The 14357-nt window shown below is 66.4% G+C and carries 15 protein-coding genes, 6 tRNA genes and 1 riboswitch; of the genes, 15 read left to right on the top strand and 6 right to left on the bottom strand.

From position 1 onward, the window contains the following. Window positions 1–11: 11 nt before the first annotated feature. From QWJ37_RS09955 to QWJ37_RS09935, 5 genes are all read right to left on the bottom strand, one after another. Window positions 12–83 (bottom strand) — tRNA-Val (locus QWJ37_RS09955). 56 nt (window positions 84–139) lie between these two features. After that, window positions 140–213, bottom strand: a tRNA-Gly gene (locus QWJ37_RS09950). A gap of 28 nt (window positions 214–241) precedes the next feature. Next, window positions 242–313: transfer RNA gene (locus QWJ37_RS09945), tRNA-Val, on the bottom strand. A gap of 37 nt (window positions 314–350) precedes the next feature. Further along, a tRNA-Cys gene (locus QWJ37_RS09940) sits at window positions 351–424 on the bottom strand. Between the two features lie 71 nt (window positions 425–495). Then, window positions 496–569, bottom strand: a tRNA-Gly gene (locus tag QWJ37_RS09935). 223 nt (window positions 570–792) lie between these two features. On the opposite strand from QWJ37_RS09935, the gene QWJ37_RS09930 reads away from it, so the two are divergent. The 15 genes from QWJ37_RS09930 to QWJ37_RS09860 all read left to right on the top strand — a co-directional run bounded on the left by QWJ37_RS09930 (window position 793) and on the right by QWJ37_RS09860 (window position 12649). Next, window positions 793–867, top strand: a tRNA-Val gene (locus tag QWJ37_RS09930). A 143-nt stretch (window positions 868–1010) separates the two neighbouring features. Continuing rightward, on the top strand, window positions 1011–1925 hold the full coding sequence (locus QWJ37_RS09925; RefSeq protein ID WP_290245186.1) for a PD-(D/E)XK nuclease family protein: 915 nt from the start codon (window positions 1011–1013) through the stop codon (window positions 1923–1925). A gap of 44 nt (window positions 1926–1969) precedes the next feature. Then, window positions 1970–2563 carry a peptide deformylase gene (gene def, locus QWJ37_RS09920; RefSeq protein ID WP_227902129.1) on the top strand — a complete coding sequence of 198 codons (594 nt, stop codon included), beginning with the start codon at window positions 1970–1972 and terminating at the stop codon, window positions 2561–2563. Between the two features lie 5 nt (window positions 2564–2568). Then, window positions 2569–3504: a methionyl-tRNA formyltransferase gene (gene fmt, locus QWJ37_RS09915; RefSeq protein WP_227902128.1), complete on the top strand. Its 936-nt coding sequence runs from the start codon at window positions 2569–2571 to the stop codon at window positions 3502–3504. Then, complete coding sequence (locus QWJ37_RS09910; RefSeq protein ID WP_227927951.1) at window positions 3501–4994, top strand: transcription antitermination factor NusB; 1494 nt, start codon at window positions 3501–3503, stop codon at window positions 4992–4994. Before fmt ends, QWJ37_RS09910 begins: the two co-directional genes overlap by 4 nt. Before the next feature lie 24 nt (window positions 4995–5018). Next, complete coding sequence (gene rpe / locus QWJ37_RS09905; RefSeq protein WP_227902126.1) at window positions 5019–5687, top strand: ribulose-phosphate 3-epimerase; 669 nt, start codon at window positions 5019–5021, stop codon at window positions 5685–5687. An 8-nt stretch (window positions 5688–5695) separates the two neighbouring features. After that, window positions 5696–5843, top strand: a riboswitch (FMN riboswitch). Between the two features lie 167 nt (window positions 5844–6010). Then, on the top strand, window positions 6011–6694 hold the full coding sequence (pnuC, locus tag QWJ37_RS09900) for a nicotinamide riboside transporter PnuC (protein ID WP_227902125.1): 684 nt from the start codon (window positions 6011–6013) through the stop codon (window positions 6692–6694). Between the two features lie 2 nt (window positions 6695–6696). Continuing rightward, a complete protein-coding gene (ribD, locus tag QWJ37_RS09895) occupies window positions 6697–7773 on the top strand; it encodes a bifunctional diaminohydroxyphosphoribosylaminopyrimidine deaminase/5-amino-6-(5-phosphoribosylamino)uracil reductase RibD (protein ID WP_290245185.1) in 1077 nt (358 codons plus the stop codon). After that, window positions 7774–8445 (top strand): riboflavin synthase, encoded by a 672-nt coding sequence (locus QWJ37_RS09890; RefSeq protein ID WP_290245184.1) that lies wholly within the window; start codon window positions 7774–7776, stop codon window positions 8443–8445. Further along, window positions 8442–9083, top strand: coding sequence for a 3,4-dihydroxy-2-butanone-4-phosphate synthase (gene ribB / locus QWJ37_RS09885; protein WP_290245183.1), 642 nt, complete (start codon window positions 8442–8444; stop codon window positions 9081–9083). The genes QWJ37_RS09890 and ribB overlap by 4 nt, the downstream gene beginning before the upstream one ends. Next, on the top strand, window positions 9080–9739 hold the full coding sequence (gene ribA / locus QWJ37_RS09880) for a GTP cyclohydrolase II (protein WP_290245182.1): 660 nt from the start codon (window positions 9080–9082) through the stop codon (window positions 9737–9739). The genes ribB and ribA overlap by 4 nt, the downstream gene beginning before the upstream one ends. Window positions 9740–9771: 32 nt before the next feature. After that, window positions 9772–10254, top strand: coding sequence for a 6,7-dimethyl-8-ribityllumazine synthase (gene ribH, locus QWJ37_RS09875; protein WP_290245181.1), 483 nt, complete (start codon window positions 9772–9774; stop codon window positions 10252–10254). 3 nt (window positions 10255–10257) lie between these two features. After that, the gene (locus QWJ37_RS09870; RefSeq protein WP_290245180.1) at window positions 10258–10917 is read left to right on the top strand and encodes a GNAT family N-acetyltransferase; all 660 of its coding nucleotides are present in this window, start codon (window positions 10258–10260) and stop codon (window positions 10915–10917) included. 226 nt (window positions 10918–11143) lie between these two features. Then, window positions 11144–12241: a DNA alkylation repair protein gene (locus QWJ37_RS09865; RefSeq protein WP_290245179.1), complete on the top strand. Its 1098-nt coding sequence runs from the start codon at window positions 11144–11146 to the stop codon at window positions 12239–12241. A gap of 12 nt (window positions 12242–12253) precedes the next feature. Further along, on the top strand, window positions 12254–12649 hold the full coding sequence (locus QWJ37_RS09860; protein ID WP_227927942.1) for an MmcQ/YjbR family DNA-binding protein: 396 nt from the start codon (window positions 12254–12256) through the stop codon (window positions 12647–12649). A 126-nt stretch (window positions 12650–12775) separates the two neighbouring features. Here QWJ37_RS09860 and QWJ37_RS09855 read toward each other — a convergent pair whose 3' ends face one another. Beyond that, the gene (locus QWJ37_RS09855; RefSeq protein WP_290245178.1) at window positions 12776–14296 is read right to left on the bottom strand and encodes an HNH endonuclease signature motif containing protein; all 1521 of its coding nucleotides are present in this window, start codon (window positions 14294–14296) and stop codon (window positions 12776–12778) included. Window positions 14297–14357: the final 61 nt, after the last annotated feature.

The raw sequence follows: 14357 nt of genomic DNA, 5'->3' as shown, positions 1-14357 counted from the left end.
GAAACTGTTCGTGCGCGATACTGGGATCGAACCAGTGACCTCTTCCGTGTCAGGGAAGCGCGCTACCGCTGCGCCAATCGCGCCCTATACTGCCCGGCCCGTTCAGGATTACTCCTGGAAAACCATAAGCAGCAGGGAGAGCGGACGACGGGATTCGAACCCGCGACATCCACCTTGGCAAGGTGGTGCTCTAGCCAGCTGAGCTACGTCCGCAAGAAAGCACCGAAAAACAGTACTGTCGTGCGCGATACTGGGATCGAACCAGTGACCTCTTCCGTGTCAGGGAAGCGCGCTACCGCTGCGCCAATCGCGCCCATAAATGGGTCTTGGTGTTGCTTTACATATCACCGTGGAGGTGGGGACGGGATTCGAACCCGCGTATACGGCTTTGCAGGCCGCTGCCTCGCCTCTCGGCCACCCCACCGTAACCGCAGCATAAGCTTTGGCTGGCCGATCCATGAAACATCCAGGGAACAGCTTGTACAGTGACTTGCGAGCGGACGACGGGATTCGAACCCGCGACATCCACCTTGGCAAGGTGGTGCTCTAGCCAGCTGAGCTACGTCCGCATGTTGAAGAACTTAGGGGTTATTTGCCTCGGAATGCTTGCGCTTTCCGCGGCGAACCCCCGCTTTCCAACGAAGAAAAACTCTATAGGACGTTTGCGGGTTCGTCCAATCGGCCCGGGTTGCGACGCCGTTGACCTGCCGGTTTGGACTCCCGCCGGATCTGGGCTAGCATCTTTACTCGTTGGAGTGCTTCCGGGCACACCGGCTGGCAACAGCAAAAGCTGGGCGATTGGCGCAGTGGTAGCGCGCTTCGTTCACACCGAAGAGGTCACTGGTTCGAACCCAGTATCGCCCACCAGCTAAAAGGCCGTTACTTTCCCCTTCGGGAAGGTGGCGGCCTTTTTCGTGCCCGGAGCGCTTGCACTTCCGGCGTCCTGCTGCCTGCACCGGCCCGGGCAGGTCAGCACGCGGACTGTCACCGCCGGGTGGCAGACTGGAGACATGACTGAACCAGCATTGGCACACGCTACCGAATATGGACGGATGTACTCGCGGTCGCTTTCCGAACCGCCCACGGTGCCCTCCATAACTACGGTGATTGCCCAGGGCTCCACGTCCCTGGACGGCTGGCACAGCTACATGGCAGCCACCGCCGTCGTGAAGGATCCCAAGCTGAGCGCCGCCCTGGGAAACCCGTCCGCGCTGCGCAGCGTCGTAAAGAACGCATCGTCGGCGTCCGAACGCTACCGCGACGCCGCCGCGGAACGGGGAACGCGCGTCCACTTCTATGCGGAGCAGGTGGCACTGCGCGCACTGGACCGGCCGCATGAACTCGAACGTGCCCGCGAGGACCTGGCTGCCCGCGGTGAACACCAGTTCGCGGACCGGTTCGATGAATGGTGGAAGCTCTACGAAATCCAGCCCATTGCCCCGGAGATCACCGTCTGGAATGCCGAGGTCGGTTACGCCGGCACCCTGGACCTGGTGGCCCGGATTGGCGGCCGGCTGTGCCTGATCGACTACAAAACCAAAAAAACGGACCGCGACGGACAGGTGAAGCCGCTCGATGACAAAGTGGTCATGCAGCTGGTTGCCGGGATGAAGGCCCAGGAATCCCTGGTCGACGCCGGTGCCGGGACCTGGGAGCCGTGGGCCTACGGACAGGAGCCGCTGTTGCTCGGCGTCGCCGTCGGGCAGACCGAGGTACGGCCCATGCGCGCCAACCCTGCTGTCCTGCCCCAGCACTGGTACAAGTTCTGCGCCCTGCGCCGGGTCTGGCAGACCAGCATGGACGCAGTGTCCGCGGGCCGGGCACTGCTGCCCGTTCCGCCGCCTCCGGTGGGTGCCCATGCCGCTCCGGGATCTGAGACCCCCATCCAGCCGCCAGCCGTCCCGGTGAGCGGCGGAGCCAACTAGACTGGATTCGATCCCAAGCAGCAACAGTAAGGAACGAACACCCGATGGCCATCCTCACTATCCGCACCCTCGGCGACCCGGTTCTGCGGACCCGGGCCGAAGACGTCACCGAGTTCGGGCCCGAACTGGCCAAGCTGGTAGCGGACATGGAGGAGACCATGGAGGACGTCGACGGCGCCGGGCTGGCGGCCCCGCAGGTCGGCGTCAGCCTCCGGGTTTTCACCTATCGGATTGACGGTCAGTCCGGCCACGTGGTGAACCCGGTGCTGGAACTAAGCGAGGACCGCCAGGAGGACCACCTCGAGGGCTGCCTGTCCATCCCCGGACTCGGCTACACGACACCGCGCTTCCGCTGGGCCCGCGTCACGGGGGTAGACCTGCACGGCAACCCGATCAGCATTGAGGGTGAAGGCATGCTCGCGCGCTGTTTCCAGCATGAAACCGACCACCTGAACGGTTCGCTCTATATTGACCGGCTCGAAGGCGAGGACCGCAAGGCCGCGCTGCGTGCCATCCGCCAACGCGAGTATGACGCGGTTGCCGCCCGCACCGTCAGCGAGCGGGCGCAGAGCGTGGGCTCCAGCTTCGGCTCGTTCGGCGGCGGTTCCTTCGGCGCCCGCAACAAGGCAGGGGCCTAGTCCGCGTGGCGCTTCGAGTTCTTTTTGCCGGTACCCCCTCGGTTGCCGTTCCGTCCCTGGACGCCCTCGTTCGCGCCGGGTTCGACGTCGTCGGCGTCCTGACCCGTCCCGATGCTCCGCTGGGCAGGAAGAAGGTCTTAACCCCGTCACCGGTGGCGGCCCGCGCCGAGGAACTGGGACTTCCCGTGATCCGAGCAGCCAAAGTCGACGATGAAGCCATTACCGCCATCGCCGCCCTGGCGCCCGACGTCGCCGCGATCGTGGCGTACGGCGCACTGGTTCCGGCCCGTGCCCTCACCGTCCCGAAGCACGGCTGGATCAACCTGCACTTCTCCCTGCTGCCCGCCTGGCGAGGTGCAGCTCCGGTGCAGCATGCGGTCATTGCCGGCGACGATGTCACCGGTGCCTCCACATTCCTGCTGGAGGCGGGGCTGGATACCGGTCCCGTCTACGGCACGCTGACCGAAACCGTACAGCCCGATGACACCAGCGGGGACCTGCTGGAACGGCTCTCGCATTCCGGTGCCGTGCTGCTGACCCAGACGCTCAGCGCCGTGGAATCCGGTGCCGCGGTGGCCGTACCCCAGCAGGGCGAGGTGTCTCTGGCCCCCAAGCTCACCATCGAGGATGCCCGGGTGGACTGGACCCAGCCCGCCCTGGCCATCCGCCGCCGCATCAACGGCGTCACCCCCGAGCCCGGTGCCTGGACCTCATGGGACGGTGCCCGGTTCAAGATCGGCGCCGCAGCCCTGCGCCCGGACATCACCGACCTGCGGCCCGGCCAGGTCCGCTTCAGCGGAGGCGGCAGCGCAGCCGCACTGGTGGGCACCGGCTCCCATGCCCTGGAACTGCTGCGCGTGCAGCCTGCCGGCAAGAAAATGATGCCGGGGGCCGATTGGGCCCGCGGCCTCGCCAACCGTGAGGACGTGGTCTTCGAATGACCTCCCAGCCCGAAAAGAAACGCAACGAAAAGGGCCACGAACGCCGCCGCGCCGCCGTGAAAACCCGCACCGCCGTTGCTCCCGGCCAGCGCACCCGCGCGGCCGATCCCGCCCGCCTGGTGGCGTTCGAGGTGCTCCGCGCCGTCTCTGGCGAGGACGCCTACGCCAACCTGGTGCTGCCCAAGAGCATCCGCAAACACCGGCTGGATAAGCGCGACGCCGGCTTCGCCACCGAACTGGCCTACGGTGCGCTGCGCGGCCAGGGCACCTATGACGCCATCCTGGCCAAGTGCGTGGACCGTCCCCTGGAGCGTCTGGACCCGGCGGTGCTGGATGCGCTGCGGATCGGTGCGCACCAGCTGCTGGCCATGCGCGTGCCCGCCCACGCGGCCCTGGACCAGACCGTGGGCCTGGCTCGCGCCGTCATCGGGGCCGGACCGTCGGCGCTGATCAATGCAGTGCTGCGCAAGGTTTCGGCCCGCAGCCTGGAGGACTGGGTGGAGATCCTCACCGCCGGGGAAACCGATGCGGTTAAGCGTGCCGCCATTGAGCACAGCCATCCCGAATGGATTGTCCGCGCACTGCGGCAGTCCCTGGTGGCCCACGGCCGCAGTGTCGAGGAAATCACCGACCTGCTCCGCGCCGACAACGACGCACCCGTGGTGAACCTGGTGGCGCTGCCCGGTCTGGGTGATCTGGACGAAGCACGGAAAGCCGGTGCAACCGACGGCGAACTGGTGAAGGATTCCGCACTGTTTGCCGCCGGCGACGTCGGCCGGCTGGACTCCGTGCGCGCCGGCACCACCCGGGTGCAGGACGCCGGTTCACAGCTGGTGGCCCGTGCCCTGGCTGAAGTGGAGCTGGACGGGTCCTCCATCGATGAGGACGGCGTGGAAAAGTGGCTGGACATGTGCGCCGGTCCCGGCGGGAAGGCCACGCTGCTGGCCGCGCTGGCCCATGAGCAGGGCGCCGTGCTGCTGGCCAACGAGCCGGCTCCGCACCGGGCCCAGCTCGTCCGCCAGGCACTGGACGCCGTCCCCGGGGAAACCTGGAACGTGCGCACCGGCGATGGACGCACCATTGCCGAGGACTATCCGGAAACCTTTGACCGGATCCTCGTGGACGCCCCCTGCACCGGCCTTGGCGCCCTGCGCCGCCGCCCCGAATCGCGCTGGCGCCGCCAGCCCGGCGACGTCGGCGATCTGGGCATCCTGCAGCGCGAACTGCTGACCACCGCCGTTGACGCCGTAAAGCCCGGCGGCGTGGTGGCGTACGTGACGTGCTCGCCGCACCCTGCCGAGACCACCGCCGTCGTCGCCGACGTGCTGCGCAAGCGCAACGACCTGGAGCTGCTGGATGCCGGTGCGGCACTGGATGCGGCCAGCCTGCCCGGTGCGCTGGAGGCCGGACACGAGTCCACCGCCCAGCTGTGGCCGCACATCCACTCCACCGACGCCATGTTCCTGGCGCTCATCCGCCGCAAGATCTGATCCGCCCAACCCACGGAGACCCAAGTGAGCAAGTGCTGCATCAACCCGAGCATCCTCTCGGCAGATTTCGTCAACCTTGAAGCCGAACTGGAGCGGATCAGCGCTGCCGACGCGGTGCACGTGGACGTTATGGACAACCACTTTGTGCCCAACCTGACCATCGGGCTGCCCGTAGTGGAGCGGATCCAGCAGGTCTCCCAGTTGCCGCTGGATGCGCACCTGATGATTTCCGACGCCGACCGGTGGGCTCCGCTCTACGCCGAGGCGGGCCTGGCTTCGGTCACCTTCCATGTGGAGGCCGCGACGGCGCCGATCAAGCTGGCGCGTGACCTGCGGGACCGCGGTGCCAAGGCCGGTATGGCGCTGCGCCCTGCCACTCCGGTGGAGCCGTACCTGGACATGCTCTCCGAGCTGGACATGCTGCTGATCATGACGGTGGAGCCGGGCTTCGGCGGACAGAAGTTCCTGGACGTGACGCTGCCCAAGATCCGCCGGGCCGCCGAAGCGGTCCGCGGGTCCGGGCTGCCGCTGGCGATCCAGGTGGACGGCGGAATTTCTGCCGAGACCATTGAACGGGCCGCGGAAGCCGGCGCGAACGTCTTTGTGGCCGGGTCCGCGGTTTACGGATCGGGTGATCCTAATGACGCTATACGTAAACTCCGCGCGTCCGCGGAAGCGGCTGTGCAAGAATAGTTCCTAACAAACGTGCTCCGGGGTCGGTGTAATTCCGAACCGGCGGTTATAGTCCGCGACCCGCACTGCTGATCCGAGAACCTCGGGGAAGCGGTTCGGTTGAATCGGTGAAATTCCGATACCGACAGTTAAAGTCTGGATGGGAGAAGCACGTGCAGTTTGTTGTTCCGCCGGCTTTGCCAACCCTGCCGCGGGTCCCTTAACCGGGAATCCGCCGGGGTTTCACCGGGTCCGTTAAGGACCCCTGGCTGCCGGCGACGCACCCACTGCCGTACGCCTGTCGTACCCCGCCCCGGAGCAGCAGCTTAGGGATAAAGGACGACATGGATTTTCTGCGGTGGCTCTTTGACGCACAGCTACCGGTGGGCTCAAGCTCGCTGCTGGTGCGCGAACTTCTCGGCAACATCTTCGGACTGCTCAGCGCCCTCGGCGGTATGCGCCGCAAGGTCTGGGCCTGGCCTGTGGGCATCCTGGGCAACTTGCTTTTGCTGACCGTTTTCCTCGGGTCCATCTTCGGCTCGGCCGACACTGCCACCCTGCTGGGCCAGGCCGGACGCCAGATCATGTTCATTGCAGTGTCCATCTACGGCTGGCGGCGCTGGCAGCAGAGCAAAACCAACGGCGACGCCGCCGTGACACCGCAGTGGGCGACCGGCCGGCAGCGGATCGGCCTGGTCACGGTGATGCTGCTGGGCACCGTGGCACTGACCCCGGTCTTCGCCCGGCTGGGGTCCTACGAACCCGTGTGGGCCGACGCCTGGACCTTCGTTGGCTCGCTGCTTGCCACGTACGGCATGGCCAAGGGCTGGGTGGAATTCTGGCTGATCTGGGTGGCCGTGGACATTGTCGGCGTCCCGCTGCTCTTCAGCGCCGGCTACTACGCCACCGCCTTTATGTACCTCTTCTACGGTGGCTTCACCCTCGCCGGATTCTTTGTCTGGTGGAAGGCGAAGAAGAATGAAAAACCGCAGGTGGAAGTCCTGATGCCGGATATCCGGACCCGCTGACCATGCCTGCTGATCCCTTCACCCCGGGTGAAGTCTCCGCGATGGACAGGGCACTGGACCTGGCCGCCAGAGGAGTGCGGGGCGCGAACCCGCTGGTCGGCGCGGTGATTCTCGACGCCGACGGCGCGACCCTCGCCACCGGGTACCACCGCGGCGCCGGCACACCGCATGCCGAAGCCGATGCCCTGGCCAATGCCCGCGCAGCCGGCGCGGACGTCACCGGCGCCACCATGGTGGTGACCCTGGAACCGTGCAACCACACCGGCCGTACCGGACCCTGCTCCCAGGCGATCATCAATGCCGGGCTGGGCCGGGTGGTGTTTGCCGTAGGAGATCCCAACGATGCCGCTGCCGGAGGAGCCGCGGCCCTGCGGGCCGCAGGAATCGACGTAGCCTCGGGGCTGGGTGCCGGGCCGGCAGCGGAGTTGAACGCCCGCTGGACCGCGGCCACCGCGGAACGCCGCCCCTTCATCACGCTGAAGCTGGCCTCCAGCCTGGACGGCCGGATTGCCGCGGAGGACGGCAGCAGCCAGTGGATCACCGGCCCCGAGGCGCGCCGGGACGGGCAGCGGCTCCGCGCCCGGGTGGACGCCATCCTGGCAGGCACCGGCACGGTCATCGCGGACAACCCGCGTCTGACCGCCCGGGACGCAGGCGGCGGTGAGTCCCGGCGGCAGCCGCTGCGCGTCGTCGTCGGACGCCGCCAGGTTCCTGAGGATGCTGCGGTACGCGGCAGCGACGGACGGTTCCTGCAGCTGGCCGGGCATGATCCGGCCGGTGTCGCCGCCGACCTGTACGGCCGCGGCGTGCGGCACGTGCTGGTGGAAGGCGGCGCCACCGTGGCCGGCGCTTTCCTGCAGGCCGGGCTGGTGGACGAACTGGTGGTGTACACCGCTCCGCTGCTACTCGGTGCGGGCACCGGCTCCGTGACCGGCCTCGGTGTCCACACACTGGCTGACGCTTCACGCTGGCGGTGGGATCACGCCGCAGGCGGTGCCACCGCAACGGTCGGGAATGACCTGCGGCTGCGGCTGGAACCGGAACCGGCTTTGATACGAAACAACGCAAAGGACGCATGAATGTTTACCGGCATAGTTGCTGAACAGGGCAGCGTGGTTTCCCTGGCACCGAACACTGACGGCGACGGCGCCGTCCTGGTGATCACCGCCCCCGAAACCGGCAGGGGCCTGGAGCCGGGCGGCTCGATTGCCGTCAACGGAGTCTGCCTCACCGCCACCGACATCCGCGACGGAGCGGTCAGCGTGGACGTTATGGGTGAAACCCTCACCCGCACCACCACCGGCGACCTGGCGCCCGGTGCCACAGTCAACCTGGAACGCTGTGTCCCTGCCGGCGGGCGCCTGGACGGTCATGTGGTCCAGGGCCATGTGGATGGTGTCGGCCGGTTGCTCGAACGCGAAAACCTGGGCAGCTGGGACCGGCTGCGGTTCAGTGTCCCTGCCGAGCTGGCGAAGTACATTGCCGAGAAAGGGTCCATCGCCGTGGACGGCGTGTCCCTGACCGTCACCGCTGTCAGTCCCGCCGGTGCGGAGGAGCAGTGGTTCGAGGTGGGCCTGATTCCCACCACACTGGCCGAAACGGGTTTGGGGAAACTGCGGGCCGGGGGACGGGTGAACCTGGAAGTGGATGTGTTGGCCAAGTACGCCGAACGCCTGCTGTCCTTCGCGAATCCCCGCAAACCGGCGCACTCTGCCGCTGAAACCGGGCACGGCATGCAGGAGAGGTCATGAGCGCACCCGCCACGCACATTGTGCTGAACCCCGTGACTGAGGCCGTGGAAGCCATCGCTGCCGGCCGCGCAGTTGTGGTGGTGGACGATGCCGACCGCGAGAACGAAGGAGACATCATCTTCGCCGCGCAGCACGCCACTCCCGAACTGATGGGCTGGACCGTTCGGTACAGTTCCGGCGTCGTGTGCGTGCCGCTGCCCGGCAGCTATGCGGACCGGCTGGACCTGCCGCCCATGACGGTGGTGAACCAGGATGCAAAGGGCACCGCCTACACCGTCTCCTGCGATGCCGCCGAGGGCACCACTACCGGCATCAGCGCCTCCGACCGCGCCCGCACCGCCCGGGTGCTCTCGGACCCCGCCGCAACGCCCGCGCAGCTGCACCGGCCCGGACACATTTTTCCGCTGCGTGCCGCCGACGGCGGTGTGCGCGAACGCCGAGGGCATACCGAAGCGGCCGTGGAACTCGCGGAGCTGGCGGGATGCGCTCCGGTGGGCGTGATTGCCGAACTGGTACACGACGACGGCGACATGATGCGCCTGCCGGCGCTGCGGGACTTCGCGGATGCCCACGGAATCCCGCTGATCTCCATTGAGGACCTGGTGCAGTACGTCCAGCTGAGGAGGGCCGGAGCATGAGTGAAGCCGTAGCCAGTCCGCCCGTCCTGCCCGGCCCCCAGGTCCATCTGCCCACCGCGTTCGGGGACTTCACCGCCACCGCATGGACGGACACGCGTACCGGCGTCGAGCACATGACCCTCTCCGCACCCGGGACCGAAACTGAACTCGCCGGAACTTTGGCCGAGGGTGCACCGCTGGTCCGGCTGCATTCGGAATGCCTCACCGGAGACGTCTTTGGCTCCTACCGCTGCGACTGTGGTGAACAGCTGGAACAGGCCATGGAACTGATTGCACTGTACGGCGGAACCATCGTGTACCTGCGCGGCCAGGAAGGCCGCGGAATCGGCCTGGCCAACAAGCTGCGGGCCTACGCCTTGCAGGAAGCCGGTGCGGACACGGTCGAGGCCAACGAGCAGCTCGGTCTGCCGGTGGATGCCCGCGACTACCAGGCCGCCGCTGACATTCTGCACCAGCTGGGCTTGCACCGGATCCGGCTGCTGACCAACAACCCGGCCAAACAGGACTGGATGCGTCGTTTTGATATTGAGGTGGAGGCCATGGTGCCTTCCGAAGTGCCCATCCGTGCCGAGAATGAGCGGTACCTGCAGACTAAGCGGGACCGGATGGACCATCATCTGACCCTGCTGCGCACCAAGCCCGTGCAGCAAAGCTGAACTACTTTCCCCTAACTAAGGAGCATCATCACATGAGCGGACACGGCGCACCCGCCACTGACCTCAGCGGTATCCGGCTGGCCGGAGTACCGGTGAAGCTGGCCATTGTGGCTGCCAGCTGGCATACCGAAATCATGGACGGGCTTATTGCCGGCGCCCTGCGTGCTGCCGAGGAGGCCGGGTTGCGGCCGAAGCTGATCCGGGTTCCCGGCAGCTTCGAGCTTCCTGTCGCCGCTGCCCGGCTGGCACCGCACTACGATGCGGTGGTGGCTCTCGGCGTCGTCATCCGGGGTGGGACACCGCACTTTGACTACGTCTGCTCGGCGGCGACCACCGGCCTGACCGATCTCAGCGTGTCCACCGGAACGCCTGTAGGTTTTGGAGTGCTGACCTGCGACACGGAGCAGCAGGGTTTGGACCGTGCCGGGCTGCCGGGCTCGTCCGAGGACAAGGGCTATGAGGCAACGGCGGCTGCGGTGCTGACCGTGGCCGAGCTGCGCGGCGCCGGGGTGTAAACCATGAGCGGGATTACCGTCAGGCCGTTGGCCGGCAGCTATGTGGCTGACGCGCTGGAGATTCTTGTGGACGTTTTTGTAGCCGATCCCAGCTGGCAGCGTGTGTTCCGCAGCCGACGGATCCGTCCGGCGCTGACGCGCTACTACCGGCGCTGTCTCCAGGACCTGGTTCCGGCTGGCAACGCCGACGGCGCCTGGGATGCCGGGCGGTTGGTGGGAGTGGCGTTGTGGTATCCGCCGGGGCAGCGTCCCGGCGGGCTGATCGGCCGGATCACCCGGTTGTTTTCCCGTCGTCAGCGGGAGCATCTTCGTGGATGGCTTCTGGAAGGTATTGCGGTGGCTCCGGACGGGCGGGGACAGGGAACCGGAGGAAAACTGCTTACGCACCGGTTGGCCGGTTGCACTGATTTGGTCCATCTTGAGGCGACTACCGAGGCCAGTGCCCGGCTGTATGCCCGGTTCGGTTTTGTTGCCGAGCCGGGGCAAGGCGAAGGGGACCACGGGCGGGATCGCGGGCGGGACCGGGTGCGGGACCGCGGGCGGGATCGCGTGCGGGACCGCGGGCGGGATCGCGTGGGTGACCGCGGCGCAGAGCATGGGGGAGTGCCCGGGGCAGAATACACGGGGGACCTCTGGATGAAGCGGCTTCCTGCGGCACCGTAACGGCGGGCGAGGCTGCGACCTCTGGATGACGCGGCTTCCTGCGGCACCGTAACGGCGCACCTGCGAGACTGGTTCTTCACGCATCATGTCTTCTCCAGGCCCCATAAGGTTGGAGCGCTCCGGAGCTATGCGGCCCCGTTGCTGTCAGGCTGCGGAGCCGAGCCTCTCCGTGGAAGCCGTGGGTCGGGATGCCGTGCATCAGGAAAGGGGAAATACCATCGGCGCAATGGATGACATGCTCGGGCCTAAAGAGGTTACGGAGCTGTACAACGTACTGAGTGCTGCAGCTGCGGGTAATGTGCCGGGGGCCGACCTTGGCTCTGTCCTTGCAACGCGTGACCGGTTGGATCCCTTATCGCTTCGCGGCCGGACTGACCTGGTTGCCGGAGCCCTGGTCCGGGCCCTGGGTTCATATTCGGCGGCTGCTTCAGTATTTCGTGCGGCTCTGCCCGACCCGGCGTTCAAGGGGTGGGCGCTCTGGCCGGTTACTGAGGCTGCTGTGACTTTAGCGCTGGAATCCGGCGGTGAGGCTGAGTTTGATGACGCTCTGGCCCTGCTGGCGGAGCTGACACCTCGGCTGACCAGCGAATTCGCTATTCGGCGCCTGCTCCAGGCCAGGCCGGACCGCGCGCTGGCGATCATCCAGGAGTGGACCTGGCATCCGGATCAGCACGTTCGAAGGTTGGCGAGCGAGGGGACCAGGTCATATCTGCCCTGGGCCGTTCGGGTGCCGCAGCTAATGGGCCGGCCGGAAGCTACGCTGCCGATTCTTGATGCCTTGCACAATGACCCCGAGGACTACGTTCGCCGCTCGGTGGCCAACCATGCCAACGATCTGGCGCGGCATGCTCCCGACATGGTGCTTGCGAAGGCAGGGCAGTGGCAGCAGACAGGTACTCCGGAAAGCACATGGGTGGTACGGCATGCTCTGCGGACGCTGGTGAAAAAGGGCAATCCCGGGGCACTGGCGCTGATGGGTTTCGCTCCGGCGCAGGTCAGCGTCACGGACCTGCATGCCGAGGGCGGGATGCTCACGCTTCCTGCGAAGCTGGCGTTCGGATTCCTTCTCACCAATATGGGAGATGCTCCGGTGAAGTTGGCGGTGGATTATGCCGTGCACTTTGTGAAGGCTCGGGGGTCCACTGCGGAGAAAGTCTTCAAGCTGGCCACCGTGGAACTGGCACCGGGGGAGTCGCGGAAACTCTCCGGCAGGCACGCCTTCCGGCAGATGACCACGAGGCGGCACTATGCGGGGTTGCATGCTTTGGAGTTGCAGATCAACGGTGTCCGGCACGGGCGGCTGGAGTTTGAGGTCCGTGTCTAAAGCCCGAGGCGAATGAGAGGGCGGGGTCTCTTGCAGGGAACAGCGTTATTGGAACGAGCCGCAGCACGGACCGAGGAGTTGCCGGGTGCCGGACTGGTGCATCCCTTCGGGCCGGACTGGGAAGTGTTCAAGGTTCGGGGAAAGGTCTTTATGCTGCTTACGGAAACCACCGGAACCCCGATGGTGATCCTGAAAGCGGCGCCCGATGATGGGCGGACACTCCAAGAGGCCTATGAGCACGTCACGCCCGGCTACCACATGAATAAGAAGCACTGGATCACGCTGACTCCGGGAAGGGACATCGATGCAGGTTTGGTGGATGATCTGGTGACGGAGTCCTACCTGTTGGTTGTCGAAAAGCTGCCCAGAGACATCCGGCCTGTAGACCCGGGGCGGTTCGGCAAATAGCAGCCGGCAGGTCGGCGCGTGGGGCTACTGATTCGTCAACTGCTGGAAGAGCGGTACGGTGGCCAGCCCGAATGAGAACTGCGAATGAGGTGTTGAACGGGCTGGTGTCCTTCGGGACGAACCTCGTCAGAACGGGGGTACCTCTTCCGGTCCGGGGACGGAGCGTGCGTTTGGATTCGCGTCCGCCAGTTCCAGGAAGGGCTCGGTCCGGTAGACCCGGCCGGTGGGCGAGGTCCATTCCAACACCCCCGGCGAAGGTTGGCAGGCCTTCCAATAACCCAGGGTCTTGAACCGGTGATGTCTCCGGCACAGGTGAGCCAGGTTCGAATGATCGGTGTTCCCGCCCTTGGCCCAGTCTTTGGTGTGGTCAATCTCGGTCACCCCGGTACTGACCCGGCATCCCGGGAACCGGCAGGTCCCGTCCCGTGCCCGGAGCCAGCGGGCGAGTCCGGCGGGGACTTTCCGGCGCCTGCCCACACCCAGGATCTCTCCGGTGCGCGGATCCCGGACGAGTCCGGTCCAGCAGGTGGCGTTGCGGGCCAGCCGGCGGGCGGCTTCGGCACTGATGGGTCCGTAGCCGTGGAGTTCGGCGGGTTCCTCGTTAGCGCCGAAGAGGGTTTCAGCGCTGATCAGCACCATGATCTCGGCGCGCGGGATGCTGCCAATATCGTCCGGATCGGTGAGCCCGGCACCGGTTTTGTCTTCGTGGCCTCCACCGTCGGGCCTGCCCGGGTGATCTCCTCCGTCGGTGCAGCCCGTGTGACCAGCACCGTCGGCCGCCCCTGCGTGCCTTCCACCTTCGGCTTTGTCCGCGCGCTGGCTGCGGGCTGATCCGAGGCCGCCCATGAGCAGTTGGGCGAGGATGTCGGCACGCAACTGGTCCCTGGTCCGCGGGTCACCGGCTGTCTGTTCTCCCTGGGCGGAGGTGTTCAGGGCGGTGTAGATCTGCTGGGCTTCCGGTGCCGGCAAAAGGGCCGATAGCCAGGACATGCCGTCCTCGACCGGATCCAGGGTGACCTTCCGTTTCTCGAAGGCGCTTTGGTGCCGAGCAGGAATGGTTTGCGGATATTTCTTCTCCCGCAGTCTGCGGGCTTTGGCGGAGAACTGTGCCCGGGTCTGTCCTGTGGCAGCGGCCAGCAGGTCCGCTTCAAGTTCCGGCAGGTCAGCGGCGGGAACGTTCTCGCACTGGTCCAGAACCACTTGCGCATGCGGGTAGCCGAGCGTGCCTTCCTCCAGGGCGGTGAGGGTGGCGGCGTGCGGGCCGCAGAGCCTGCAGGCCTCGTCCATCAGCCGTTGTGCCGTCATTTGCGGGACTCTTAGGATGGCCGCGCACTCGGCGGAGGCGAGGCTGAACGCCATGCCCGGTTCCAGCCGGCCGGTGGCGTCATGGTAGCTGTCCCGGAAGACCTCCTGCATGCGGTTCATCAGCCGGGCTTGCTGCGCCTGCGCCCACGCAATCAAATGTGCCATTCGGCCCAGAGCTTCGCCCGTGGTCACTTCGTCAAAGGACTCAAGATTCGCCAATGCCAGGATTCCGGTAAATCCGTCCGGATAAATGTTGCCTGAGCATTCCGCATTGCCGGGGGCGCCCGCGGGACTGGTGGAAGCAGTGCCGCTGGCTGTACGCGTGGAACTTGCAGCGGGCATGGCATCTGAAGCTAAGGGACTGGCTGCACGCATGGGACTCGCGGCGGGCACGGCATCTGAA

The sequence above is a fragment of the Arthrobacter sp. YD2 genome (assembly GCF_030410475.1).
Classification (GTDB): domain Bacteria; phylum Actinomycetota; class Actinomycetes; order Actinomycetales; family Micrococcaceae; genus Arthrobacter_B; species Arthrobacter_B zhangbolii.
The sequence above is the reverse complement of the archived record's forward strand: the minus strand, read 5'-3'. Positions and strand labels throughout refer to the sequence as shown.